Origin of the sequence: Nicoliella spurrieriana (assembly GCF_023380205.1) — a bacterium.
Lineage (GTDB): Bacteria > Bacillota > Bacilli > Lactobacillales > Lactobacillaceae > Nicoliella > Nicoliella spurrieriana.
Map to the genome: position 1 here is coordinate 38748 of NZ_CP093360.1, position 23187 is coordinate 61934.

Below are 23187 nucleotides of genomic sequence, written 5' to 3' on the forward strand. Positions count from 1 at the left end.
AATATTTTTATAAAGGATGTTTTAAAAATGAACACAATCACTGGATTCGAAATGGCTAAAACCATTCAAGATGAAATCAAAATTCACTTTAGTCTCCTTAAGATTGACCAAATCCAAATTAATGATACTCAATCTGACCCGGAGGTTAAAATTCAATTAACCCATCTAGAAAGTAAAAATACATTTGAATGCAGTTTAATCGCCGAGCGACAGGAAAATAACCTTAATAATATTCACTTTACTCTTTTTAATGACGATCCGTACTGGATTGAATTATATAAACGTCACCGAAGTGAGTACGTAGCCAGCAACCATCGGATTGCTAATGATATTGCAGCCAATGATTTAGTTCCAGAAAATTTATACCTAATCCAATCTGCAGACGGCCGTCCCGGAGTGGATTTCATCACCTTAAATTTATTCGTTGATGCAGTTAATTTACTTTTTCACGTGTCAAAAATTTTCAAAACAGCCATTCAATCCTAAAACGATCCGCTCATCTTCATTAATTCAGATGGTCTCAATACTAATAATAACCCTTCACCCTTGCGATTAAAGGTTAATCCTTCAAATTCACGGTTAGTTTTAACGTGAATATAATGAATATCATGTTTTTTAAAACGATTAACCTTATTAGCTGGAATTGAAATAATACTACCATCCGATACAAAGTAGAGGCGATTGTTCTTAGGATTATAGCCCATCCCCTGTGGAATTGCTCCGGCAGCATGTCTAATTGCGTGCTTTGCAACTCTAAAATGAACTCCGCTAGTGGAAATTTTACCATAATAGATACGGTATGCCCCAACCTTAACATCGCCACCACCAGCCCGAACATAAGTATATGCACGGCCGTGTTTATCAAACGCCAGTGAATTATCCATTGATAGTAATCGATTCCTTGTAAATTTAAATTTAACTTGATAATTTGGCCTTAGCGTTCTCATGCTTACCCGTTCAGCACTGGCATTATATGCTGAGCCACGCCCCACATTAACAAACCATAATTGCTTATTCTTCGGGTTATATGACAATGATTGCCCATGGCCGCCCTTAAACACCGGTCCCACTTTAATCCCAGCTGCTTTTTTATTCTTATGAAGCAATGGGATCCCGTGATTCTTCATCTTGCGGATATCGTAACGAACGATAAAATCATGCTTATCATTAAAGGAACGATTTAGGTTATACATGACATAAACGTAATGGCCCACCCGTGCAGCACTCTGTGGAGCTGCCCATAGCTGTGAATTATCATGGGATAGAAAGTAACTAGTGGTAAAATGAACATTTTTAGCTCCACCGTTAACCCGCATCCGATTAATGTGCCCAGATTCTGGATAGTATCCATTTGAATATCTCTTAGGAAGTTTTCGAGTAATATTTTTATTATTGATTGTTTTAATCCTACCAATACTGGTAATGGCAGGTTGCTTTTGATTCTTAGTCGTCATTGCAAGTGCTTGGTAACTATCGGTACTTACCATGAATAATCCAACACAAATCCCAGTTAATAACCATGATTTCACGGAGTTCAATCTAATTCATCTGCTTTCTAATAATTAATAACGGTTTTAATTATACGCTTTCAGCAAATGAAGATTATTACATTTATATTAAATAAGCGCAGCTAGGGGTAAATCCCTAACTGCGCTTATTAACTCATTAGTCCTTAATCTTAGTATTGGTAGTAAAATGAATTAGCTTGGTGGATTGCTTATAATATTCACCATTATAATGCCATTTTTTAACGTTTTTATCTGAGCTAAAGTAAAGCTTAATTTTCCGATTATTCAGTAACTTAGCTTTATAGTGGAAGTAGTTATCATCACCCTTAGAATTTAAATAATAAGTATTCCCACTTTTAGTGTAAGTTAACCCTTTATTAGCACCACTCGATTCAGCATTGAACATGCTAGCTGGTTTGGTCTTGGTCTGATAGAATAGTCCTGATTCATCGGTGCTATTCTTCCCAACGTACCAAATAGAGCGTTGGTATAATGAGTCCTTAACCCTTAAAGTTTTACTCAGCTTCTTGACCTTAGTAATCCAAGTTCCCTTTAATTCCTTGGGAGCGCCATTATTGACAGTAGCAGCACTAGCATTTGTAAATGACATCAAGCTAGTACTAAATAAAGATAATCCCAATGTTAGTAAAATGATTTTACCCAAGTTTTTCATCAAATCGTTACTCCTTATTAATTAATTATGATTCTATTATACTAAAAAATAGAACTCAAAATAAAGCTCTATTTAATTTGATATAAACACCAAATCATATGGGGGTTTAAACGCGTTAAAATTTGGTATTGATCAGTATCGTGCGGCTCAAAATCACCATAACTAAAAATTCCAAATTGAAAATGTTGTTCTAAAAAGGTACTAAGCGCTAGCGGTTTACTGGTCACAAACTTAATTTTTTGAGTATCAATTGTTGGTAAGCAATTATTTAAAATGCCAATTGTGGATGGATGAATAATTGATCTGCCATTTTGGCAATTTTTATTTTGAACCAATACCATTGTTCGTAATGGCAAATGAAAGCAATTTACAATCGACAATTGTTGACCAAAAATCAAGTTATTATCGGTCCAATTAGTGCCATCAGAATTACGGTAAGCGACCGGCACCAAAAATAAATCACCATGATATTGATCTAACTTAGCGTAAATATCTTGAAAGGACGGGTGTAACGATACATCGTATTTCCTAACCCCTTCCAAATGTTGACATGCATATTGATAAGCATTATAACTATCGGTTGTTTTGGGGCCTAGCGTATGGATTTGCAAATAAATCAACTCACTTAATTAGTTTTAATTTTAATTATAATCGTTAACCACAAAAAAAGCACAGAATATTCAATTCTGTGCTTTTAAAATGAATGCTTAATGATTATTTATCATCATCTTTCCGTTCACTAATTACTAGCTTACCATCCTTAACTGAGGCAAGTAGGTGTTTAACATCGATATGATCAAGATAGAAGTCAGTAATATTATCTCTAACTTGTTGTTCAACCACCCGACGAAGTGGCCGTGCACCCATGGCTTCATCGTAACCCTGGTCAATTAATAAATCCTTGGCAGCTTCGGTAACGTGGACATCCATTCCCTTCTTAGCTAGGGTCTTATTAACATCAACTAACATCAAGTTAACAATCTGCTTTAAGTCTTCCTTTGTTAAGTGTGAGAATTCAACAATCGCATTAAACCGGTTCAGGAATTCAGGTCTAAAGTATGGTGCAAGTTTCTTAAGAATGTCATCATCTTGCTTCTTATCACCACTAAGTTGTTCATTCCCAAACCCAGCATTAGAAGTAGCAATAATCACGGTATTCTTGAAGTTAACGGTATTCCCCTGTGCATCAGTTAAACGACCGTCATCCAATACCTGTAGTAACAGGGTCAACACTTGCGGATTAGCCTTTTCAATTTCATCTAACAATACGATTGAGTATGGGTTTCTCCGTACTTTTTCAGTCAAGGTATTGTTAGTATCATTATAACCAACATAACCAGCGCTAGCACCAATTAACTTGGAAACGGCAGTCGCATCAGAGTATTCTGACATATCCAATCTAACAATTGCACTCTTGTTGCCAAACATGTCCAATGCTAATTGCTTTGCTAATTCAGTTTTACCAACTCCGGTGGGCCCAACAAATAGGAAACTTCCAATTGGACGGTTACCGTCATCAAAACCAGCCCGGTTCCGACGAATTGCACGGGCAACATCTTCGACCGCTTCGTCTTGACCAATGACCTTGCCACGTAATCTGGAATCCATTCCCTTTAGTCGTTCAATATCACTAGAACCCATCTTAGAAACTGGAATCCCAGTCAAACGTTCAACTGATTTAGCAACATCATCAACGGTCGCAGTAACCTTCTTTTCGTCACTACTGTTATCTAGTTGTTCACGAAGCGATTCGATTTTATTTTGGTGCTTTAAAGCTTCTTCATAATTTTCCTTATCAGCAGCAGCTTGTTTAGCATCAGTTTCACTCTTAATATCTGCTTCAATTTGCTTTTGATCGACTACTGGATGCTGAGCAGCTAAATGAGCAGCAGTCATATCTACCAAATCAATTGCCTTATCAGGAAGGTGTCTTTGTGGAATATATTGATCTGAAAAATCAATCGCAGCCTTTAATACCTTATCTGGCAATTCAACGTTGTGATGCTTTTCATATAGTGGACGTACCCCTTCCAAAATTCTGAAGGTAGTTTCATCTGAAGGAGCCTTAACTTGCACTTCATTGAACCGCCGTGCTAAAGCTGAATCCTTCATAATTGTATTTCTGTATTCATCCTGAGTCGTAGCTCCGATAATTGAAATTTCACCACGTGATAAATCTGGCTTAATAATATCAGCTAATCCCTTAGAACCACTTTCATCACCAGTATTTCCGGCCCCTAAAATTTGATGAATTTCATCAAAGAACAAAATAACGTTTCCACGGGATTTAACTTCTTTAATTAAATTTTGAATGTTTTGTTCAAAGCTACCACGATATTGAGTTCCAGCTTCAAGTCCAGAAATATCAATACTAATAATTTCCTTGTTCTTAATCGCAGCTGGAACATCGCCCTTAACAATTGATTGAGCTAATCCTTCAACGACAGCCGTTTTACCAACCCCAGCATCTCCAACTAAAACGGGGTTGTTTTTAATTCTACGTGAAAGGACTTCAGCAGTTTCTTGAATCTCCTTTTCCCGACCAATTACTGGGTCAAGCTTCTTATCACGAGCTTCTTGGGTAAGGTTACGACCTAATTTGTCCAAGATGCTTCCCTTAGCATCCTTAGGGGTCTGGCCTGCTTGTGATTGACCACCTAATTGCCCATTTTGTTGTAATTGAGCAAATTGTTCAGGGGTTAATTCCTGTCCGTTGACTGAATAGCGCCGTTGAACATCCCCGCTATTATGATTGTTAAAAAATTGATTAAAAATGTCGTCAAAATCATTGTTTCCAAATGGATCGTTAGAAAATCTAGCCATAAATAATTCCTCATTTCTTTATAAATTAATTTTAATTTTTAATTTGTACTTAATGATAATTCAATCATCTAAATAATGTTCCTCTAATTCCTTAAGGACTTGCCACATCTTTTGATGTTGAGCACTAGCGAGCGCTTGCAAGTCTCGAATATTAATTGAAGTGGAACTAGACTGATGCTTATTAAACGACTTATGTAACGTCGTATATCCGTAACCAGAAGCTTTGGCAACCCTATAAATAGAGAGTTGATTATCACTAAGATATTCTTTGATTTTTATTTCCATAATCATTCGCCTCGATTTGCTTCTACCATAACACTTTCACAACATAACACAAGTGTAAAATAAGTAATCATTTAAAAGATAATCATAATATAAATGTATTGATCGTTTTATATTGTCATTTTATTCAATCATTCATATCTTGATTACATTTTCTATTATATCACTTTTTTGGTATAGTACAAATATAAAGCATTTTAGATTATTAAAAATATAATTATAAATTAAGCGAATTGTTTATCAACAAACGCTTATATTTAAATTACATGTTTAACTATATCACTTTTTGGTATAACACAAATATAAAGCATCGTTATTCCAAAATAAAAAAGAACCCTCAAATGAGAATTCTAATTGCGATGATAATCGGCCTTAATAAATCTGATTAATAAAAATATAAATACAATCAATAGGATTAAAGCGCAAACAAGGGATATCCACATTCTAAGCATTTCACCAGACGGTGTCCCTAATCGATCTGAAGCTAAATCGCCAGGGTATAAGTGGATTAGATAGTGATAATTCTTATAACAAACCCGTGCAGTGAACAGCAATAAAATTGATATAATCGGCGAAATTACAGTTAAAATCATCAATCCATATTTTTTCATAAGTACCACCCCCAATGGTAACTTTAATTGTAAACCAAGCTATTTCCATTATCACTCATTTGAAGCTATTCGAATATTCCGGATCGCATCTAATTCAAATGATTCAATTCCATTTCGAGTCTTAATAAAGAGCTCTCCTGATTGAACTCCCTTGATTAGCCCTCTTAACTCAACGGGCTGATTATTATTTAAATAATTAACCTGAATGATGGCACCTTGGTGCTTCGATATTAATTGAGCAATTAAGTCCTTGATTAACTGTGTTGATTGCTGAGGAAGTGGGGTCATCGCAACTAAGTGGCGCTGACTTTCAAAAGATGCCTTGTGATCACTTAGCATAAAGCCATGCCACTTCATCATTCCACGGTCATGAAAATCATGATCGATAAACCATTGCGCCGTCTTATCATCTACCGGGTGTTTAATCATCATATGCCTCCACTACTTAAATGAGTTTCCGCCGTTATGCCCACCAACTAATTTACTTCGTTTTTGCCTAGTAGCACCCGCCTTTAAATTATATGGATGCATAATCGCATTAACCCCAAATTTATCACGAATTTCATCAACTAACCGGTCCAACTTTTGATGTTTCAATTGAGTATCAACCGGTTTAAATAAATCAATTTGCTCTCCCTGTCCATCAATTAGTCCACCGTAGCTAACAGCAACGTTGCGAACGCTTTCACCGTGCCAATACTTATCAAACATCGCAATTAAATATTGAATTAGTTCGGTCGAATTATCACTGCGATCAATCCGTTTAGAATGAGCAAAGCCATCTCCTAATCCATCGGCCTGAGCTGCAAAGCTAAACCCAACGTGCAATGAAACGATCGTCGCTTGCTTATGCTGATGCCGTAATCTAGCAGCTACTTGTTCACCAATTTCTCTGATTAACACTTTAATTTCATCAGAATGATGGTAATCGTGAGCTAACACCTGTGAATTACCGACGCTTTTAGACTTCGCCTTAACTGGCTGATCTAACTGCGCACGATCAATGCCGTTCGCTAATGCAAATAACTGCCCACCAATGATGCCAAATTCTTGCTGCAGATAATATGGATCAGTGTGTGCTAGGTCGCCAATGGAATCAATCCCCAGCTCATTTAAATGCTTTGCAGTCCGGTTACCAATACTCCAGATCGATGATAAGTCCCTAATGGGCCAAATATGCTGTCCAAAGCTTTCGTAGGTTAATTCACCAATCATATCATGATCATGCTTAGCTAGAATGTCTAGTGCTAGCTTTGCCTGCAGTGGATTTTCACCAATCCCAACAGTAGTATAAAGCCCCAGCTCTCTTTTCACCGCTAATTGAATATTACGGGCCACTTCTTGATGTGTTTTACCAAACAGTTTCCATGATTTACTCATATCAATAATGGATTCGTCAATCGAATATGGATAGACATCGGCTTCAGCCGCAAACTGCTTAAAGATGTTGTTAACAGCGATATTTTTTTCAATGTATAGGTTCATCCTCGGTGGGACAATAATCATTTGATCATCATGGGGAAGATCTCGTTTACGATCAACATTTTTTAAGTGATATCTTTTCTTAGCCATTGGTGAAGTCGCTAAAATCAAGCCACCGTTAGTGTTATCATTTTCAGATAGTACCACTAAAATGGACTTCATTGGATTTAACCCCAACTTAACACTTTCAACACTTGCATAGAATGATTTATTATCCACCACCATAAAAACGCCATGCGGCTCCTTACTATAGTCCAAGTCCATCCCTCCTCCTTATTATTATACGAACAAACGTTCTGAATTGCAATTTAAATTAAAAGGCCACCATTTTTTCAAATGATGGCCCTAAAATTATTTTTTAGAATTCATAAATAGCAATTCTGGTTCCTGGGTGGTGTAATCACCAATGTGTTCCTTAAAGTTAATCAGATGGGCAGTTTGTAAGTGAGCATCTAAGTCCGCTTGACTATCCCAATGCTCCAAAATTAAATATTGATTTTCATTGTTAACATCTTGATAATGACCATAAGCTAAATTACCATCGTCCATTAGTGATTTTTCAACCAAATCACCAATAAATTTAAGATACTCATCCCGCTTATTAGGATCAATCGTAATTCTAACGTTTACAACTATCATCATATAATCTCCCTTTTTTATAAGATAACTTAATTTTATCACAACCAATTTAAAATCATTAATGATTAAATATGTTAATGTTTAGTGCCATTGTCAATGGGATTCCAATTAAAATACTCATCCAAGTCATTTGCTGATGATAAACTAATAGTACCCCGCCAAAAGTAATCACAGTCCCAATTAATAGCAGGGTCGCATTGGCAAAGTGGTTAATTAATTTCGATTGAACATACCCAAATATAAATTGAGGAATTGTCTCTGGCATAAAACCAATTGCAGCCATTAATGGTGTAAAACCATAGTAGTGTTGCATTGCTTGTGGAACTAAAAAGAAATCAGAAATCATCACTCTAATGTAGAAGAATCGCCCAATCGGCCACCTAATAAAAGTAAACTACCAAACATTAACGCATAGATATTAGTAATCCAAGCAACCATATGCGAATCCATCCCTAAGTCTAAAGCAATTTCCACGGTACTGGTGAATACGACCGAATTATCTAATAAAATGATAAAGTAATTGATTAAAATAATGGACAGGATCATTCTAAAACGATTCTTGCTTTCTATTCACTTCACCACTCAATGGATTTGATAATTAATTCTATTCCTTAAATTGAACTTTAAGGCAAGCAAGAATGAAGGTTGCGTTCAAGTCAACTTTAAAGTGTATAGTTAATAATGTGAAAGGGGTGAACTATATGAATATTAAACAAGTTAGTGAAATTACCAAGGTACCAGCATCAACGATTAGATATTACGAAAAAGAACACATCATTCCACCATTAGAACGGAATAACGTCGGCGTTCGCAATTTTGATGAACATTTGATCAGAAGAATCAATTTTGCAAAGACGATGCGTGCTGCCGGAATGGAAATTGCGGCGCTAAAAAAATACATTTACCTATTTGATAAGGTCCCGAATAGTCAAAATGAACAATTAGAATTACTTAAACAGCAACGAACAATTATGACTAATAAACGTGATGATATTCAAATAGCAATTAACCATCTCAATTATAAAATTGAACACTTTGCTGATCACATGATGACATCAGAACATGAACTTAGTGAATTAAAACAGCAGCGCAAAAAAGATTAATTAGCATCAATTATTCACATTAAAAAATCCAAAGCGGCAACTTAACATTACCACTTTGGACTTTTTAATTTAAACAGAATTAAAGGACTTTTTCTAAGAATGATCTTAGTCGAGCATTTTTAGGATGGTTAAAGATATCATCAGGAGTGCCTGATTCCAAAATCTTACCATCATCGACAAACACTACCCGATCAGCAACTTCACGAGCGAATCCCATTTCATGAGTAACTACGACCATTGTCATTCCTTCTTTAGCTAGTTGCTTCATTACCTGAAGCACATCACCAACCATTTCAGGATCCAACGCACTAGTTGGTTCATCAAATAACATGATATCCGGTTTCATTGCCAATGCTCGTGCAATCGCAACCCGTTGTTTTTGCCCACCGGATAAGGATTGCACCTTAGCATCAAATTTTTGTGAAAGGTTAACTACATCTAATAGGCGTTTAGCTTGATCAGCAGCCTCTTCCTTATTTTCACGCTTTAATTCTACCGGTGCCAACATAATGTTTTGCCCCACTGATAAGTTATTAAATAGGTTAAAGTGTTGAAACACCATTCCGATATTTTCACGAACCTTATTCATATCAGTCTTCGGATCTGAAATGTCCTTACCATCAATCACGACAGAACCAGAAGTTGGTTCCTCTAGTTTGTTAAGCGTTCTTAATAGCGTACTCTTCCCAGAACCAGATGGTCCAATAATAACAACCACTTCATTCTTTTCAACTTGAAAGTTAACACCCTTTAAAACGTGGTTACTACCGTAACTCTTTACCAAGTCCTTAACATCTACCATAATCATAATCTAGTTCTCCTTTCGCCCCAATTTGATAACCAGGTCAATAACGTGATCACGATCAAGTAAATCAAAGCAATAATTGTCCAGACCTTAAATCCTTCCAAGTTTCTTGCAATAATGATTTTACCAGTTTGGGTCAATTCTAGAATCCCAATAATCGATAAGATGGAAGTATCCTTTAGGGTGATAATAAATTGGTTAATAAATGATGGAATAATTAACTTAATTCCCTGTGGTAGGATGACCTTAAACATCGATTTCGAGAATGGTAACCCTAAACTACGAGCAGCTTCCATTTGTCCACTATCAACGGAGTTAATTCCACCACGAACAAAGGCAGCAATGTAGGCCCCTTCATTGAACATCAAGGTGACAACCCCGGCAATAAAGGCAGGAATCTTAGTCCCAGTCAACGTAGGAATCCCAGTATAGATAAATAACGCTAAGACCAGCAATGGTAATCCACGGAAAATGTAGATCAAGGTACTTGATAGTCCCTGGAAGAACTTATATGGTAGCACTCCCAAGAGTCCTACAACCACTCCAAATAGGGTTGCAAAGATGATGGAAACGATACTTAACCACAGTGTTTGTTTAAACCCACTCCATAGGAAGCCCTTATTTTGCTTTAAGATTCCAATGAATGAGTGATCACTAGAATTAGCATTAGTGCCCTTACTTTCAAGGTAGTGATCCACAATCTTCTTGTACTCACCGTTCTTTTGTAAGTTAGCTAGTCCCTTATTGAACTTAGCGAGCAATACCTTGTTTTTACCCTTATCAACGGCAAATCCATATGAACCACTTTCAGCAGGCTTAGTAACGATTGCAAGTTTAGTTCCCTGCTTGATACTGTACTTCATAACTGGTTCATCTTCGAAACAAGCTGCTGAATTTCCAGTTAAAACATCTTGGTACATATTATTAGAATCATCAAAGGTAATTACCTTAAAGCCGTACTTTTTCTTTAAGCTATTCGCATAAGCAGCTCCAGAAGTCCCAGTCTTAACGGCAACCTTCTTACCACGTAATTGGCTTAGGTTCTTAATACTGCCGCCCTGCTTAACCGCCATTACGACTCCAGACTTGTAATAAGGTTTGGAAAAATCAAACGTTTGGGCCCGTTCTGGAGTAATGTTCATCCCAGCAATCACACCATCAATTTGCCCAGACTGAGTCGCTTGGACAGCTGCATTAAACCCAATTGGCTTAATGTTAACCTTAAATCCTTGATTCTTAGCAATTGCCTTCATCAAATCAATATCAATTCCGACATACTTGTTTTGATCATTCGCAAATTCGAATGGTGGAAACGTAACATCGGTCCCGATTTGATATGTCTTCTCTGCATGGGCAACTGGGTTTGCGACCCCGACCCCAATTAATAGCGAAACAAAGGCTATTAACATTGCATTAAAGAGTAACCTGAATTTTTTCATGCTGATAATCCCCTTTATGTAACTAAAGTTACATATTTTTAATTTATATATTATATCTTAGCAGACTTTTTAAGATTTGTATACGATTGATGTAACATAACATCACACCAGCTTCGTTCAAATTAGTAAATAAATCGCTTTCAATCTTGATTTAATAGCATTTTAACTCAGAACTAATTTTTTTAATAATCAAAAAGCAGCCAACTAGCATAGCGCTAATTAGTTGCTTAACGTTTACTCGTGTTTCTTAACAAAATCTTGAATTCGTTTTACCGCTTCAGTTAAATCTTCGGTACTAGCAGCATAACTTAATCTAAAGCTGCCTTCACCACCAGGACCAAACCCAACTCCTGGAACTACTCCAACACGTGCTTCCTTGGCTAAGGCTAACCCAAACTTCATGCTATCACCGTTAAACGATTTTGGAACCGATGCAAAGATATAAAAGGCTCCTTCAGGATGTGAACTAGTCAATCCAGCTGCCTTTAAGCCCTTCATTACAAGGTCGCGACGCTGAATATAGACTTGCTTCATTGGCTCAGCATCATTCCGTCCGTTATTAAAAGCCTCGATGGCTGCGTATTGCGCATTAGCGGTGAGACTAAAACTAGCAAACATATGCATTTTAAAAATTTCAGATAAAAGCGTTGGCTTAGCAAACACGATTCCGATTCGCCATCCAGTCATTGCGTGGGATTTCGATAATCCATTAAAAGTAATGGTTTGATCAGGAAGTAACCTAGCAAATGAAAAATGCGCATGATCGTAAGTTAGTTCACTATAAATCTCATCACTAATTACCACCACATCGTAGGCCTTGATCACATCCGCTAATGCGGTTAACTCATCTTGATCATACGTTACCCCAGTTGGGTTACTAGGGTAATTCAAAATAATCGCCTTTGCCTTATCGTGGGTAGCCAAAGTTTGCTTTAGCTTTTCCGGGGTTAATTTGAAGCCATCATTAGAAGTATCAATAAATACGGGACGGCCACCAGGAACCTTTACTACTGATTCATAGACGGGGAATGCAGGCGTTGGAATAATGACTTCATCACCCGGGTTCAAAATTGCTAAAAAGGTACATAGCATTGCCTCACTAACTCCAGCGGTAGCTAGGACCTCACTGTCCGGATCATAATTAAGTCCGTACTTATCATGGACATAGTCTGCAGCTGCCCGTCTTAATGCAGGCAGCCCCTGTGGATTAGTATAGTGGCTTTGGTTCTGTTCAATCGCTTGAATTGCAGCTTCTTTGACGTGTTCAGGTGTACTAAAATCTGGTTCACCAAGCGTTAATGGAATTAACCCTTCAATTCCAGCTACTTGATTGTTGAATGTTGAAATTGCATCCGGTTGAATTGATCCAGCACCCCTACTAACAAATTGCTTTAAATCCATTTAATTACCCCCGAAAATACATTTAATATAATTTTAATTATTCTAGCATTAAAATTTAATATTTTCAAATTAAAACCATGTTAGATGATTAATTATCATCTAACATTGGAAATTGCTTAGTAGTAAATATTTGATCCAACACTAGGTAGTCGTTAAACATATCATACGGATTCCCGTTAAAGCGGTTCCAAGTTAAAATCGATGAAATTTTACCCATGGCCCAAATATTATCAGCATCCTGCATATCTTGAACGAATAATTCAAAAAAACAATCTGCAAACACCTTTGAAAACTCAGCATCACGACTTTGAAAATCGAATATTTTCTGATATGAAGTATCATATAAGCCCCTAATGACAATAAAGGGATGCTTACTAAACATTGAAACGTCAACATCATTACTAGCTTCGTTCAAGGAATAAATAATGAACCGATGTAATAAATTATATTTATCATCAAAATGATGGTAAAACGTATTGCGATGAATCAATGCCTTTTGCGCAATTTGGTTGACTGTAATATCTGAAAATAACTCGGTCTTTAATAAGTTTCTAAGCGCCTGAAAAACAATTAAGTCAGTTCGTTGTCTTCTAAAATCAGTCATTATTTTGTATACTTTCCTCCTTTTGACTACTTTTTGTGCACTATCACTATATTATCCATTCTACACCAATCTTTAGTAATTTATAATTGCTTATAAACATGTTAAGAAAGAAGTTGAGAAAAATGTCTAATATGCTTAATCGGTGGGGCCAGTGGTCATACCAGAATAAATTCAAATCATTGTTAGCATGGCTAGTCGTCCTGGTCATATTTATTGCTGGAGTTGGTAAATTAGGGTCTAATTTTAACCAAAATTTTACAATCAAGGGCCTTCCATCTACTGAGATCCAATCTACTTTGAAAAAAGAATTTAAACAAAACGTTAATGCTGGAACCATGAAGGTCGTTATTCAAAGCGACCAATCAAATGGGGTTAACCAAAAGGATATTAAAACTAAAATTCAACGCGCTTTAAAAAATATCCGCAACCAGTCTGGTATTAAAAGCGTAGCTGATCCATACACTAATCAAACGATCAGTAAGGATAAATCCACTACTTACATCAGCATTACATTTAAAAAAGATGCTAGATTAGTTTCACAGTCTCAGATCAAGAACGTTGAAAAACAATTTAATTCCATCAAACACCATCCCCAAACTAAAATTGCATACGACGGATCAGTCCAGATTACCCCCACCGAACTAGGCGGGACGTCCGAAATCATCGGGATCGTAATTGCATTTATCTTGCTACTGATTCTATTTAGATCATTCGTAACGGCCGGGTTACCAATTATTACCGCCATCGTTGGATTAATCTCCGGTGTTTTGATTGTAACGATCGGCAGTAATTTTGTAACCATCGTTAGTGTCGCTCAAACGTTAGCCACCATGCTTAGCTTGGCAGTTGGAATCGACTATGCGCTCTTTATCGTTAATCGCTATCGGGGAGAATTACGGAATCATTCTCCGCAACAAGCACTAGGAAACGCCCTAGCTACAGCCGGTAGCTCGGTGCTATTTGCTGGAGTAACGGTTGTCGTTGCCCTATTAGGTTTGAGTGTTATCGGGATGGATTTCCTAACTCAAATGGGCGTCGCTTCAGCAATTGCGGTGGTCTTTGCTATTTTATCCGCAGTCACCCTATTGCCAGCGGTCATTTCATTAGCAAGCAAATTTATTAAAGCGGACCAAAATGACCCCGAACAAAGCGCTGATCATCCAGGCTGGTTCACTAAGTCCATTACTAAGTATCCAATCATCACCACTTTGGTTAGTTTAGTCATTTTAATCGCAGTGGCCATCCCAGCTAAAAACATGCGTTTAGGGATGCCATATAACGGATCACTACCTAAGGATAATACCCAGCGACAAGCATACGACATGATTTCAGATAAATTTGGTGAAGGCATCAACGCCCCACTAATCGGTGTCGTTGAACTAAACCAAAATCAATCTAAAGCAGCTCAAGAAAAGACCTTAAAGCAAATTACCAACCGGGTTAAGGAAATGCGCGGAACTAAGATGATTGTTCCGGTTGCTAATCAAAAGGCAATCGCTGAGATGAAGACCCCCGCTTATCAAAATAAGGTCAAAGCACAAGTTACTAGTCAGGTTCAAGCCCAAGTTAAAGCTGCTATTCAAAAGGATCCAACGCTGGCTACTAACACCCAAAAACAACAGCTGCTTACTAAGCAATACGCTGCCCAAGCGCAAAAGCAAGCCCAGGCCCAAGCACAGCAGCGGGCAATTTCACCCATTCCTGCTCAAATTAGCAGTAATCACAAGTACGCAATGTTTGTATTGATTCCTAAAAAGGGAACTGAAGCCGTTCAAACTGAACAGTTAACTAAAAAAATTAATGATTATGCTAAAACGATTAAAAAGAACTATGGCACTAATATCATCTTAACTGGTACAAACGCCGTTAATATCGATACAACCAACAAGTTAAATGGTGCTACCCCCGTCTTTGCTGGGATTGTCATTTTGCTTGCGTTCATTTTATTGATGTTTATGTTCAGATCGTTCCTAATTCCACTAGTTGCAATGGTTGGTTTCGGATTATCATTACTAGCATCATTTGGAGTTACAACGCTAACGATTCAAGAAGGCATGTTCAAGGAATTCCTTGGCATTAGCAAGGGCGCTCCAGTCCTATCGTTCTTACCGGTCATCTTTATCGGGATTCTATTTGGTCTCGCAATGGATTACGAGGTCTTCATGGTTTCTAGAATTCGCGAAGAATATTTAAAAACCGGCGATAATTCGCATTCAGTCGCAGTCGGGATTAAGAGTAGTGGTCCTGTAATCATCACCGCAGCGTTGATTATGATTGCTGTGTTCGGTAGCTTTGCACTATCCACTAACCCCACCATTAAGTCATTAGGATTATCATTAGCATTTGGAATCTTCTTTGATGCATTCCTAGTTCGATTAATCCTTGTCCCATCCATGATCAAAATCCTAGGGAAGGCTAATTGGTTCTTCCCAGGAAGAAAACAAAAATAAGTTCAATTTTCATAAAAAAGATCCGTTGGAAAACCAACGGGTCTTTTTTTATGGTAAAGTAGTATCAAAAAGGAATTAACCCCAAATGAAGATTCAAAATCATTTTGAAATGCCATTAGTAGCAGCACTCCTTGCTGTAATTAGTGGTAGCACTGATGCATATACCTATATTGAACATGGTGGTGTTTTTGCCGGATTACAAACCGGAAACATTATTTTAATGAGTATTAATCTAAGTCGTTTTAACTTTATTTATGTCCTCCGTTCTTGCTTTTCTATTTTGATATTTGCAATTGGCGTGATCATCATTAAGATTATCCAACGGCGTTCACTTTCAGCCACTAATCGTAAAAAATTAGTCATTAAGTATGAATTAATATTACTGATCATTGCAGGAATCACGGCCCCCTGGGTCCCTGATTTAGTGACAATCGGAATCCTCGATTTATCAGCTGCTGCCCATCTCCAGGAATTTAAATTAATGCGGGGGCGGGCATTCAATCCACTCATGATGACTGGAAACCTAAGTAAGGTTTCTAATAATTTATACCTGACCATTTTTGATCACGACCAAGATGCTAAACGCATTTTAGTTGATACGATCATCATCATTAGCAGTTTTATTTGTGGAGCCATTATTATGGGAATTACGACTAGTTTTACAGATGAATTTGCCATTTTAATCACGGCAATTCCATTAATTTTAATTTTATTCATTGTTCAATGGACCCAAGATAATGACCGTCAGAATAACAATTAAACCATCACTGCAAAATAAAGTTCGTAATTTTATGGAAAATAGGGTTTGACATTCGTAATTTTTTAGATTATTCTTAATGCAACTTGAAAGTAGTAATCTAATCTACCCAGTTCAGCGAACATTCAATCAGGTGAAATGGAATGTCTGGGCATTGGATGAAGGCAGTCAAGATTTAACTTGAATAGTAATCGATATCTTAATGCGCATTAAGACTCAGAGGTATCAAGTGTGAGCTTGATATAAAAATAAGGTGGAACAGTGTTAAAGACGCCCTTGTACGAAAGTACGAGGACGTCTTTTTTGTCTAATTAGGAGGAATTATTATGTTTGACTTTTCAAAGCAAGACCCAACCATTTGGAATGCAATTCAAAAAGAAAATAACCGTCAGGAAAACGTAATTGAATTAATTGCTTCAGAAAATATTGCTTCGCAAGCCGTTAGAGCAGCGCAGGGCTCGATTTTAACTAATAAATACGCAGTTGGTTACCCTAACAAACGGGTGTATACCGGAAATGAGGCCCTTGATATCATTGATCAAGTAGCTAAACAACGTGCAGAACAACTTTTTCATGCAGAATATGCAAACGTATTACCCCACTCGGGAACTCAAGCCAACCAGGCAGTTTATTCAGCCTTCTTAAACCCAGGTGATCGAATCCTATCAATGAGTGAACATGCTGGTGGTCATTTCACCCATGGTCAAAAGCATAATTTTTCAGGCCAACTCTATAAGTCATACTTCTATGGAGTGGATCCACAGACTGAATTATTAGATTACGACCACATTGAAGAAATTGCTAAGGAGGTCCACCCGAAATTAATCATTGCGGGTGCATCAGCTTACAGTCACATTATTGACTGGACCCAATTTAGAAGAATTGCAGATGAAGTCGGGGCATTCTTAATGGTCGATATGGCACACATTGCCGGATTAGTGGCCGCTGGACTTCATCCCAATCCAGTCGCCGTGGCTGACGTGGTTACATCCACGACCCACAAAACATTACGGGGCCCCCGTGGTGGTATGATCCTTGCAAAAGCTAAGTATGCAGATCGACTAGATAATGCGGTTTTCCCAGTCTCACAAAGTGGATCATTAGAACACGTAGTTGCCGCAAAGGCAATTGCATACCAAGAAGCGCTGCAACCAGCATTTAAACAATACGCTCAACAAGTGATCAAAAATGCTCAGGCAATGGCTAAGGTCTTTAATGAAAGTAACGTGGTTAGAGTCGTGTCAGGCGGAACCGAAAATCATGAGATGACTTTGGACTTAAACCCTGTCCACATGACGGGGGAACAGGCAGCTAACCTGCTTTACAGCGTGGGAATTGCCACTAATAAGGAGTTACTACCATTAGAAACTGGTAATACAATGGAAGGAATTCGAATCGGAACTCCGACCATTACTAGTCGGCACTTTGATGAAGCAGCCGCTGCCAAAGTGGCGCAGCTCATCGTAACCGTGTTAAGTAATCCCACTGATGAAGTTGCATTAAAACGTGCCAGCCAACAGGTCCAACAATTAGTAAATGAGCACCCGATTGATCGATAATTAAAAGGAGCGCCTCACTATGGGGACGCTCCTTTATTACTATATCTATTCCTTCGCTCCTTAATACTACCACTAACTTTTAGTAATTAATAGTCCTTTTATAAAATTAGTAAACTACCGGTTAGTATGGTAATATTTAAGTAATCAAATCTATTATCTGAAAGTGAGGAACTGAACCCATGAGCCAAATTATGTTAGTTGGTTTGTCATTCTAATTTTGAATGGCAATTTAAAAACAAGCCATTCTAGTTTTAAGTCACTAATTAATAGAATGGAGAATCATTATGAATCAATCAAATATCAGAAACTTTTCAATTATTGCCCATATTGACCATGGAAAGTCAACCCTTGCGGATCGAATCATGGAAATGACCAATACCATCACCGAACGTGAAAGCAAGGCCCAGCTCCTGGATGATATGCAGGTGGAGCAAAACCATGGGGTAACGGTTAAATCCAGAACGGTTAGAAATAGATACCGGGATGATAATGGCCAGGACTATGAATTTAATTTCATTGATACTCCCGGACACGTTGATTTTAACTATGAAGTTGCAAAAAGTCTCGCTGCTAGCGATGGGGTCATCTTATTGGTGGATGCGACCCAGGGGATTCAGGCCCAAACGGTTGCTAACTACCGACTAGCAGTTGAAGCTGGCTTAAAAATCATGCCGGTAATTAACAAGGTGGACAGTCCCAACGCTCAAATTGAAATGACCACCCAACAACTACTTGAATTGGATGCTAGTTTTGATGCCGAATCAATCCTACAAATTTCTGCTAAAACTGGTCAGGGCGTTCATGCAGTGTTAGAAGCCATTGTTAACTCCCTACCTGCGCCCAATGGTGATATTAATAAGCCCCTCAAGGCGTTAGTATTCGATTCAGAATATGATAGTTTCAAGGGGGTCATCGCATCAGTGCGGATCATTGACGGTCAAGTGAAAGCAGATCAGGAATTATTGCTAATGGCAAATTCAGCAGCTTTTACCAATAAGGAAGTGGGTATTTTTACCCCTGCTAAAGCAGCTACTAAACAACTAGCTGCTGGTGATGTTGGTTACATTGTAACTGGAATTAAGGATCCGCACCTAGTTAGAATTGGTGATACGATCACCAATCAAAACACCCCAACGGATGAGCCCCTTCCCGGGTATGAACCTGCCCAGCCAATGGTGTACGCCGGAATCTACCCCCAGGGCGATTACAATGAAATGAAGGACGCTTTAAACAAGCTAGCGCTAAACGACTCATCACTTCAGTTAGTTCCAGAAGTGTCAGATGCACTCGGCCCTGGATTTAGAGGTGGCTTTTTAGGAATTTTCCATCTTCAAATTATCAGGGAACGCCTGAAGGATGAATTTGGGATTGAGGTATTAACGACTGCACCAAACGTTACCTATCGAGTTCACTTAAAGAACCAACCTAACGTATTAACGGTTGATAACCCAATTCAATTTCCAGACTTTGAACAAATTGAAATGGTAGAAGAACCAATGGTGAAGGCCATTATTACCACCAATGACGCTGAGTTAAGCGCAGTAATGAAGTTGGCAGATCAACATAAGGGCATCTTCGTTGATATGGGAAATCAGGGTAGCTTGGTGGAGCTTACTTACCAAATGCCACTATCTGAAATTGCGTACGACTTTTTCAATAAGTTAAAATCAGTTTCGCATGGGTATGCTTCACTTAGCACCACCTTAGATGGTTACAAACTAGCAGATGTCGTGAGGGTCGATGTGCAAATCAACTATGCTCGAGTGGATGCATTAACCTTTGTAACCCACCGAACCGATGCTCCGGAGCAAACCAAACAGCTAGTTCATAAGCTAAAATACACGATTCCCAGACGATTATATCCAATGCCAGCCCAAGCAGTGGTTGAGGGGCGCGTGATTGCCAGGGTGGACATCCCGCCATTACGTAAAAACGCCGCAGTGAATGGAAATCAATACAGCGTTTCCAAAAAGCAGGCACTACTAAGGCGCCAAAGTATCAATAAACGCCAAGCCGTCAAAAGTGATGTCGAGCTTCCGCAATCAGTTTTTAATAGCATTTTAGATTTAAATGAATAATCAAAAAGAGAATGCCAATCGGCATTCTCTTTTTGATCAAATCAATTAATTATTCAGTTGTAACTACGGATTTAATGGTTTCACGATTAGCCATTGCTTGGTAGGCAGCATCAACATTATCAATGTTAAAGCTCTTGGTAAAGACCTTCCCAGGATTAATTTGACCATCCAAAACCGCTTTAAGTAAGCGTCCCTTATCATAAGTAGTAACGGAAGCAATCCCACCTGATAGAGCAATGTTTTTGCCAAACGTCAATGAATAGTCAACGTCACCATGTGGCAATCCGACCCGGCCAATGTGGGCCCCAGGACGGGCAATCTTCAGTGCGGTATTCGTTGATAGATCACTTCCCACACATTCAAGCACTGCATCAGCACCAGCGCCATTGGTCAGTTCCATTACCTTTGCAACTGCGTCATCACCGCGTTCAGCAATGACATCGGTGGCCCCGAATTCCTTCGCCATGGCTTGCCGATCTGCATGCCGACTCATCGCAATAATCCGCTTAGCACCCAACAATTGAGCAGAAATTACTCCACATAGGCCCACGGCACCATCACCAATGACTACTGCGGTATCACCCGTTTGGACGTTAGCCGTCTTAGCAGCATGAAAGCCAGTTGCCATTACATCTGATAATGTTAAAAACGAGTTTAACATTCCTTGACTGTAGTCTTCGGGCTTCCCTGGGACCTTAACTAGGGCCCAGTTAGCATGTTGATAACGAACGTATTCTGATTGGTAACCACTACTAAAGTTATCATCATGATTTTGACAATTGCCATCAAATCCAGCTCGACAAGCGGCACAATGACCACAGCCATGGGTAAATGGGGCAATTACAAAATCACCGGGTTGAACGGTGGTAATCTCTGAGCCCACTGATTCCACCACACCAATTGCTTCGTGACCATTATTTAATGAATTGGGTTCCTTATCATCCAGTCCCCGGTACGACCAAAGATCAGATCCACAGACACACGCTTGAACCACGTGTAAGATTACATCATCTGGTTTCTCAATGGTTGGTTTGGGGACGTCTTTGACTTCCACTTTTCCTGCTTTTACGAATCGGGTTTGTTTCATAAATTAGCACGCTCCTTAAATTCTAGAAATATAATTTGTGCTTACATAATATAAGCTATCTAGAAACATGTCAAACATCTTGCATTGGATAAACCGCTTAACAGCGGCCTTTATAGTTAACTATAAGTGCTTCTAATTCTGCTAATTCAGCGTCTGATTTTACAAATTGACGGTAATTTTGTAACGCTGATTTTAACAGTGTAAAATCCGTTCCGAATTCATTTAACCGGTTTTGAGTTTTCGCCTGATTACTGATTTGCGCCAATTCTTTGCGACCACGAATATTATCAGGACGCATTGTGTTTTTAAATGCTAGACAAGCTCGACTAATTAAATCAGCTTCCAATTCAGAAAGATGTAACAAATTAATTCCCCCTAGCCTAACTAAGTTCATTAAAAATATGTTTTTTACGATCAGAACTAGCAAAGTACCTGATTACTTGAATGCTGATTAAAATAATAATTAAGCATGAACCAATCAACAACCACCAGTTATCACCATAACCATAGCTTTCAAGCAAATCTTCAGTGGAGACAATTCCATTTAACACCCCTGCCACTGAAACGTATACCCACGCTGTCGCGACGTTTAATTTGCGGTACACCTTATCAAAATCAATCTTTCGATTTAAAGCATACTTAGAAATTTTCATTACCTTCCTACGTTCAATCATGATTTTAAGTGGTGGCAATAGCCATAATAGACTCCCGTACCGGCGATGCTTTTTGCTGTCAGTATTTTTAGTGCCCTTTGCACCACGCAGTAATTCACTTCCTTCGGTCACATCCAAAATCCCCTGAAATAACGGAAAGATGAATAACAACCAATCACCAATAAACCCTAACCAACTAATCAAAATTTTCATCATTATCTCCCTCATAATTATAATGATTTAATTATAACGCTGATTGCCAAATAATCTTTTTCAATTTGACTTCTAACCAATTTCAACTAAAATTAAGGTTGTTTTATCTAATTTATTGATGGGAGTTTCAATTAATGAAAAAATTAATTTTATTTTCGATATTATTATTGACATTAATCTTTTTTACAAAATCACCTGCGGTTGTAAACGCTGATGGGCCTAATCAAGATGATGGTAATCAAATCACGAGTACAGCTACTGCTGACAATGGAAGCGATGCATCCCAAAATCAAGTTTCAGACGATAACAATAATTCATCCTCTAATCAGACTGATGATGGTGACTCGTCTGATAACGATCAACAAGCACAGCCCACAAAGACCATGGTCATCCACTACCAGTCGATCGATGGCAAGCAAATCAGCAATGATCAAACCGTTTCAACGAATGGTGATCCAATTTACGGCTTTGCTAAATCAATTAAGGGCTACATTAACTACTATTATTATCCAGATAGCATTTCTTATGATAGCCTACCAACATCAATGACAGTGAAATACGTTAAGAATACGGTTCCCGTCAAGCAAATGAATCAGGCATATCTTAAATACCTGAATACCTATCGTCGTAAAATGGGACTTAAAAGTTTCAAGACTGCTCCTAATTTGAATCAACGCGCTCAAGTTCGGGCAAGGGAATTGCAAACTAAGTTCGACCACACTCGACCAAATGGTACTTCTTATAATACAAAAAATAGCGGATACGGAGAAGTAATGTTAAGCCCGACCTTAATTTACTCCGGTCCCGGTAAAAGTTTAAACTACAAAGCCACTGGGCAAAATGCTGCTCGCACCCTCTTGACTGAGGATGCCCTTCACCGAGACACCCTATTAAATAAATGGGCCAACTATGCGGCAGTCGCATTCTACATTTCAGATAATGCGGTCACAATGTGTGGATTATTCAAGCTCTAAATTAAAAAGCAACCCCCCTAACATTAAAGTGGTGTGCAGGGCGTTG

23 protein-coding genes are annotated in these 23187 nt (G+C 38.2%); 7 read left to right on the top strand and 16 right to left on the bottom strand.

The annotated features are described in order from the left end of the window. Window positions 1-27 precede the first annotated feature (27 nt). A complete protein-coding gene (locus MOO44_RS00195; protein WP_260115906.1) occupies window positions 28-486 on the top strand; it encodes a hypothetical protein in 459 nt (152 codons plus the stop codon). Here MOO44_RS00195 and MOO44_RS00200 read toward each other — a convergent pair. The 9 genes from MOO44_RS00200 to MOO44_RS00240 form a co-directional block, all read right to left on the bottom strand. Beyond that, window positions 483-1538 carry a hypothetical protein gene (locus MOO44_RS00200; protein ID WP_260115907.1) on the bottom strand — a complete coding sequence of 352 codons (1056 nt, stop codon included), beginning with the start codon at window positions 1536-1538 and terminating at the stop codon, window positions 483-485. The two genes, MOO44_RS00195 and MOO44_RS00200, sit on opposite strands and share 4 nt — an antisense overlap. Before the next feature lie 127 nt (window positions 1539-1665). Next, the gene (locus MOO44_RS00205; RefSeq protein ID WP_260115908.1) at window positions 1666-2181 is read right to left on the bottom strand and encodes a hypothetical protein; all 516 of its coding nucleotides are present in this window, start codon (window positions 2179-2181) and stop codon (window positions 1666-1668) included. 68 nt (window positions 2182-2249) lie between these two features. Continuing rightward, window positions 2250-2792 carry a hypothetical protein gene (locus MOO44_RS00210; RefSeq protein WP_260115909.1) on the bottom strand — a complete coding sequence of 181 codons (543 nt, stop codon included), beginning with the start codon at window positions 2790-2792 and terminating at the stop codon, window positions 2250-2252. A gap of 103 nt (window positions 2793-2895) precedes the next feature. Beyond that, window positions 2896-5004 (bottom strand): AAA family ATPase, encoded by a 2109-nt coding sequence (locus tag MOO44_RS00215; protein ID WP_260115910.1) that lies wholly within the window; start codon window positions 5002-5004, stop codon window positions 2896-2898. A 60-nt stretch (window positions 5005-5064) separates the two neighbouring features. Beyond that, window positions 5065-5289 (bottom strand): transcriptional regulator, encoded by a 225-nt coding sequence (locus MOO44_RS00220; RefSeq protein WP_260115911.1) that lies wholly within the window; start codon window positions 5287-5289, stop codon window positions 5065-5067. Window positions 5290-5948: 659 nt separating this feature from the next. Then, complete coding sequence (locus tag MOO44_RS00225) at window positions 5949-6329, bottom strand: adenine nucleotide alpha hydrolase family protein (protein ID WP_260115912.1); 381 nt, start codon at window positions 6327-6329, stop codon at window positions 5949-5951. Between the two features lie 9 nt (window positions 6330-6338). Next, complete coding sequence (locus MOO44_RS00230) at window positions 6339-7643, bottom strand: Y-family DNA polymerase (RefSeq protein WP_260115913.1); 1305 nt, start codon at window positions 7641-7643, stop codon at window positions 6339-6341. A gap of 87 nt (window positions 7644-7730) precedes the next feature. After that, window positions 7731-8018 carry a putative quinol monooxygenase gene (locus tag MOO44_RS00235; protein ID WP_260115914.1) on the bottom strand — a complete coding sequence of 96 codons (288 nt, stop codon included), beginning with the start codon at window positions 8016-8018 and terminating at the stop codon, window positions 7731-7733. A 58-nt stretch (window positions 8019-8076) separates the two neighbouring features. Then, window positions 8077-8364, bottom strand: coding sequence for an MFS transporter (locus tag MOO44_RS00240; RefSeq protein ID WP_260115915.1), 288 nt, complete (start codon window positions 8362-8364; stop codon window positions 8077-8079). 355 nt (window positions 8365-8719) lie between these two features. Between MOO44_RS00240 and MOO44_RS00245 the strand changes: the two genes are divergently transcribed. Next, the gene (locus tag MOO44_RS00245; protein WP_260115916.1) at window positions 8720-9121 is read left to right on the top strand and encodes a MerR family transcriptional regulator; all 402 of its coding nucleotides are present in this window, start codon (window positions 8720-8722) and stop codon (window positions 9119-9121) included. Window positions 9122-9200: 79 nt separating this feature from the next. Here MOO44_RS00245 and MOO44_RS00250 read toward each other — a convergent pair whose 3' ends face one another. The 4 genes from MOO44_RS00250 to MOO44_RS00265 all read right to left on the bottom strand — a co-directional run bounded on the left by MOO44_RS00250 (window position 9201) and on the right by MOO44_RS00265 (window position 13370). Further along, window positions 9201-9929, bottom strand: coding sequence for an amino acid ABC transporter ATP-binding protein (locus MOO44_RS00250; protein WP_279306808.1), 729 nt, complete (start codon window positions 9927-9929; stop codon window positions 9201-9203). Continuing rightward, window positions 9926-11365 carry an amino acid ABC transporter substrate-binding protein/permease gene (locus MOO44_RS00255; RefSeq protein WP_260115917.1) on the bottom strand — a complete coding sequence of 480 codons (1440 nt, stop codon included), beginning with the start codon at window positions 11363-11365 and terminating at the stop codon, window positions 9926-9928. The genes MOO44_RS00250 and MOO44_RS00255 overlap by 4 nt, the downstream gene beginning before the upstream one ends. Before the next feature lie 234 nt (window positions 11366-11599). After that, window positions 11600-12766, bottom strand: a complete 1167-nt coding sequence (locus MOO44_RS00260; RefSeq protein ID WP_260115918.1) for an aminotransferase class I/II-fold pyridoxal phosphate-dependent enzyme — start codon at window positions 12764-12766, stop codon at window positions 11600-11602. Window positions 12767-12854: 88 nt separating this feature from the next. Further along, window positions 12855-13370, bottom strand: coding sequence for a TetR/AcrR family transcriptional regulator (locus MOO44_RS00265; protein ID WP_260115919.1), 516 nt, complete (start codon window positions 13368-13370; stop codon window positions 12855-12857). 122 nt (window positions 13371-13492) lie between these two features. On the opposite strand from MOO44_RS00265, the gene MOO44_RS00270 reads away from it, so the two are divergent. The 4 genes from MOO44_RS00270 (at window position 13493) to lepA (ending at window position 20214) form a co-directional block, all read left to right on the top strand. Continuing rightward, on the top strand, window positions 13493-15820 hold the full coding sequence (locus MOO44_RS00270) for an MMPL family transporter (RefSeq protein ID WP_260115920.1): 2328 nt from the start codon (window positions 13493-13495) through the stop codon (window positions 15818-15820). Window positions 15821-15905: 85 nt separating this feature from the next. Continuing rightward, the gene (locus tag MOO44_RS00275) at window positions 15906-16580 is read left to right on the top strand and encodes a YoaK family protein (RefSeq protein WP_260115921.1); all 675 of its coding nucleotides are present in this window, start codon (window positions 15906-15908) and stop codon (window positions 16578-16580) included. Window positions 16581-16903: 323 nt separating this feature from the next. Next, window positions 16904-18136, top strand: a complete 1233-nt coding sequence (locus MOO44_RS00280) for a serine hydroxymethyltransferase (RefSeq protein ID WP_260115922.1) — start codon at window positions 16904-16906, stop codon at window positions 18134-18136. A gap of 284 nt (window positions 18137-18420) precedes the next feature. Beyond that, window positions 18421-20214: a translation elongation factor 4 gene (gene lepA, locus MOO44_RS00285; protein ID WP_260115923.1), complete on the top strand. Its 1794-nt coding sequence runs from the start codon at window positions 18421-18423 to the stop codon at window positions 20212-20214. A gap of 49 nt (window positions 20215-20263) precedes the next feature. On the opposite strand, the gene MOO44_RS00290 is transcribed toward lepA, so the two are convergent. The 3 genes from MOO44_RS00290 to MOO44_RS00300 form a co-directional block, all read right to left on the bottom strand. Beyond that, a complete protein-coding gene (locus tag MOO44_RS00290; protein WP_260115924.1) occupies window positions 20264-21301 on the bottom strand; it encodes a zinc-dependent alcohol dehydrogenase family protein in 1038 nt (345 codons plus the stop codon). A gap of 97 nt (window positions 21302-21398) precedes the next feature. Then, window positions 21399-21665, bottom strand: a complete 267-nt coding sequence (locus MOO44_RS00295; RefSeq protein ID WP_260115925.1) for a hypothetical protein — start codon at window positions 21663-21665, stop codon at window positions 21399-21401. Between the two features lie 16 nt (window positions 21666-21681). Continuing rightward, a complete protein-coding gene (locus MOO44_RS00300) occupies window positions 21682-22167 on the bottom strand; it encodes a hypothetical protein (protein WP_260115926.1) in 486 nt (161 codons plus the stop codon). 134 nt (window positions 22168-22301) lie between these two features. On the opposite strand from MOO44_RS00300, the gene MOO44_RS00305 reads away from it, so the two are divergent. After that, window positions 22302-23141 carry a CAP domain-containing protein gene (locus MOO44_RS00305; RefSeq protein ID WP_260115927.1) on the top strand — a complete coding sequence of 280 codons (840 nt, stop codon included), beginning with the start codon at window positions 22302-22304 and terminating at the stop codon, window positions 23139-23141. Window positions 23142-23187 lie beyond the last annotated feature (46 nt).

Excerpts from the sequence above, each read along its gene's own strand:
- MOO44_RS00275 (WP_260115921.1), top strand. The coding sequence starts at position 15,906 with ATGAAGATTCAAAATCATTTTGAAATGCCATTAGTAGCAGCACTCCTT.
- MOO44_RS00220 (WP_260115911.1), bottom strand. The coding sequence starts at position 5,289 with ATGGAAATAAAAATCAAAGAATATCTTAGTGATAATCAACTCTCTATT.
- MOO44_RS00255 (WP_260115917.1), bottom strand. The coding sequence starts at position 11,365 with ATGAAAAAATTCAGGTTACTCTTTAATGCAATGTTAATAGCCTTTGTT.
- MOO44_RS00290 (WP_260115924.1), bottom strand. The coding sequence starts at position 21,301 with ATGAAACAAACCCGATTCGTAAAAGCAGGAAAAGTGGAAGTCAAAGAC.
- MOO44_RS00305 (WP_260115927.1), top strand. The coding sequence starts at position 22,302 with ATGAAAAAATTAATTTTATTTTCGATATTATTATTGACATTAATCTTT.
- MOO44_RS00205 (WP_260115908.1), bottom strand. The coding sequence starts at position 2,181 with ATGAAAAACTTGGGTAAAATCATTTTACTAACATTGGGATTATCTTTA.
- MOO44_RS00240 (WP_260115915.1), bottom strand. The coding sequence starts at position 8,364 with ATGATTTCTGATTTCTTTTTAGTTCCACAAGCAATGCAACACTACTAT.
- MOO44_RS00245 (WP_260115916.1), top strand. The coding sequence starts at position 8,720 with ATGAATATTAAACAAGTTAGTGAAATTACCAAGGTACCAGCATCAACG.
- MOO44_RS00215 (WP_260115910.1), bottom strand. The coding sequence starts at position 5,004 with ATGGCTAGATTTTCTAACGATCCATTTGGAAACAATGATTTTGACGAC.
- lepA (WP_260115923.1), top strand. The coding sequence starts at position 18,421 with ATGAATCAATCAAATATCAGAAACTTTTCAATTATTGCCCATATTGAC.
- MOO44_RS00235 (WP_260115914.1), bottom strand. The coding sequence starts at position 8,018 with ATGATAGTTGTAAACGTTAGAATTACGATTGATCCTAATAAGCGGGAT.
- MOO44_RS00265 (WP_260115919.1), bottom strand. The coding sequence starts at position 13,370 with ATGACTGATTTTAGAAGACAACGAACTGACTTAATTGTTTTTCAGGCG.
- MOO44_RS00300 (WP_260115926.1), bottom strand. The coding sequence starts at position 22,167 with ATGAAAATTTTGATTAGTTGGTTAGGGTTTATTGGTGATTGGTTGTTA.
- MOO44_RS00270 (WP_260115920.1), top strand. The coding sequence starts at position 13,493 with ATGTCTAATATGCTTAATCGGTGGGGCCAGTGGTCATACCAGAATAAA.
- MOO44_RS00195 (WP_260115906.1), top strand. The coding sequence starts at position 28 with ATGAACACAATCACTGGATTCGAAATGGCTAAAACCATTCAAGATGAA.
- MOO44_RS00280 (WP_260115922.1), top strand. The coding sequence starts at position 16,904 with ATGTTTGACTTTTCAAAGCAAGACCCAACCATTTGGAATGCAATTCAA.
- MOO44_RS00250 (WP_279306808.1), bottom strand. The coding sequence starts at position 9,929 with ATGATTATGGTAGATGTTAAGGACTTGGTAAAGAGTTACGGTAGTAAC.
- MOO44_RS00260 (WP_260115918.1), bottom strand. The coding sequence starts at position 12,766 with ATGGATTTAAAGCAATTTGTTAGTAGGGGTGCTGGATCAATTCAACCG.
- MOO44_RS00230 (WP_260115913.1), bottom strand. The coding sequence starts at position 7,643 with ATGGACTTGGACTATAGTAAGGAGCCGCATGGCGTTTTTATGGTGGTG.
- MOO44_RS00225 (WP_260115912.1), bottom strand. The coding sequence starts at position 6,329 with ATGATGATTAAACACCCGGTAGATGATAAGACGGCGCAATGGTTTATC.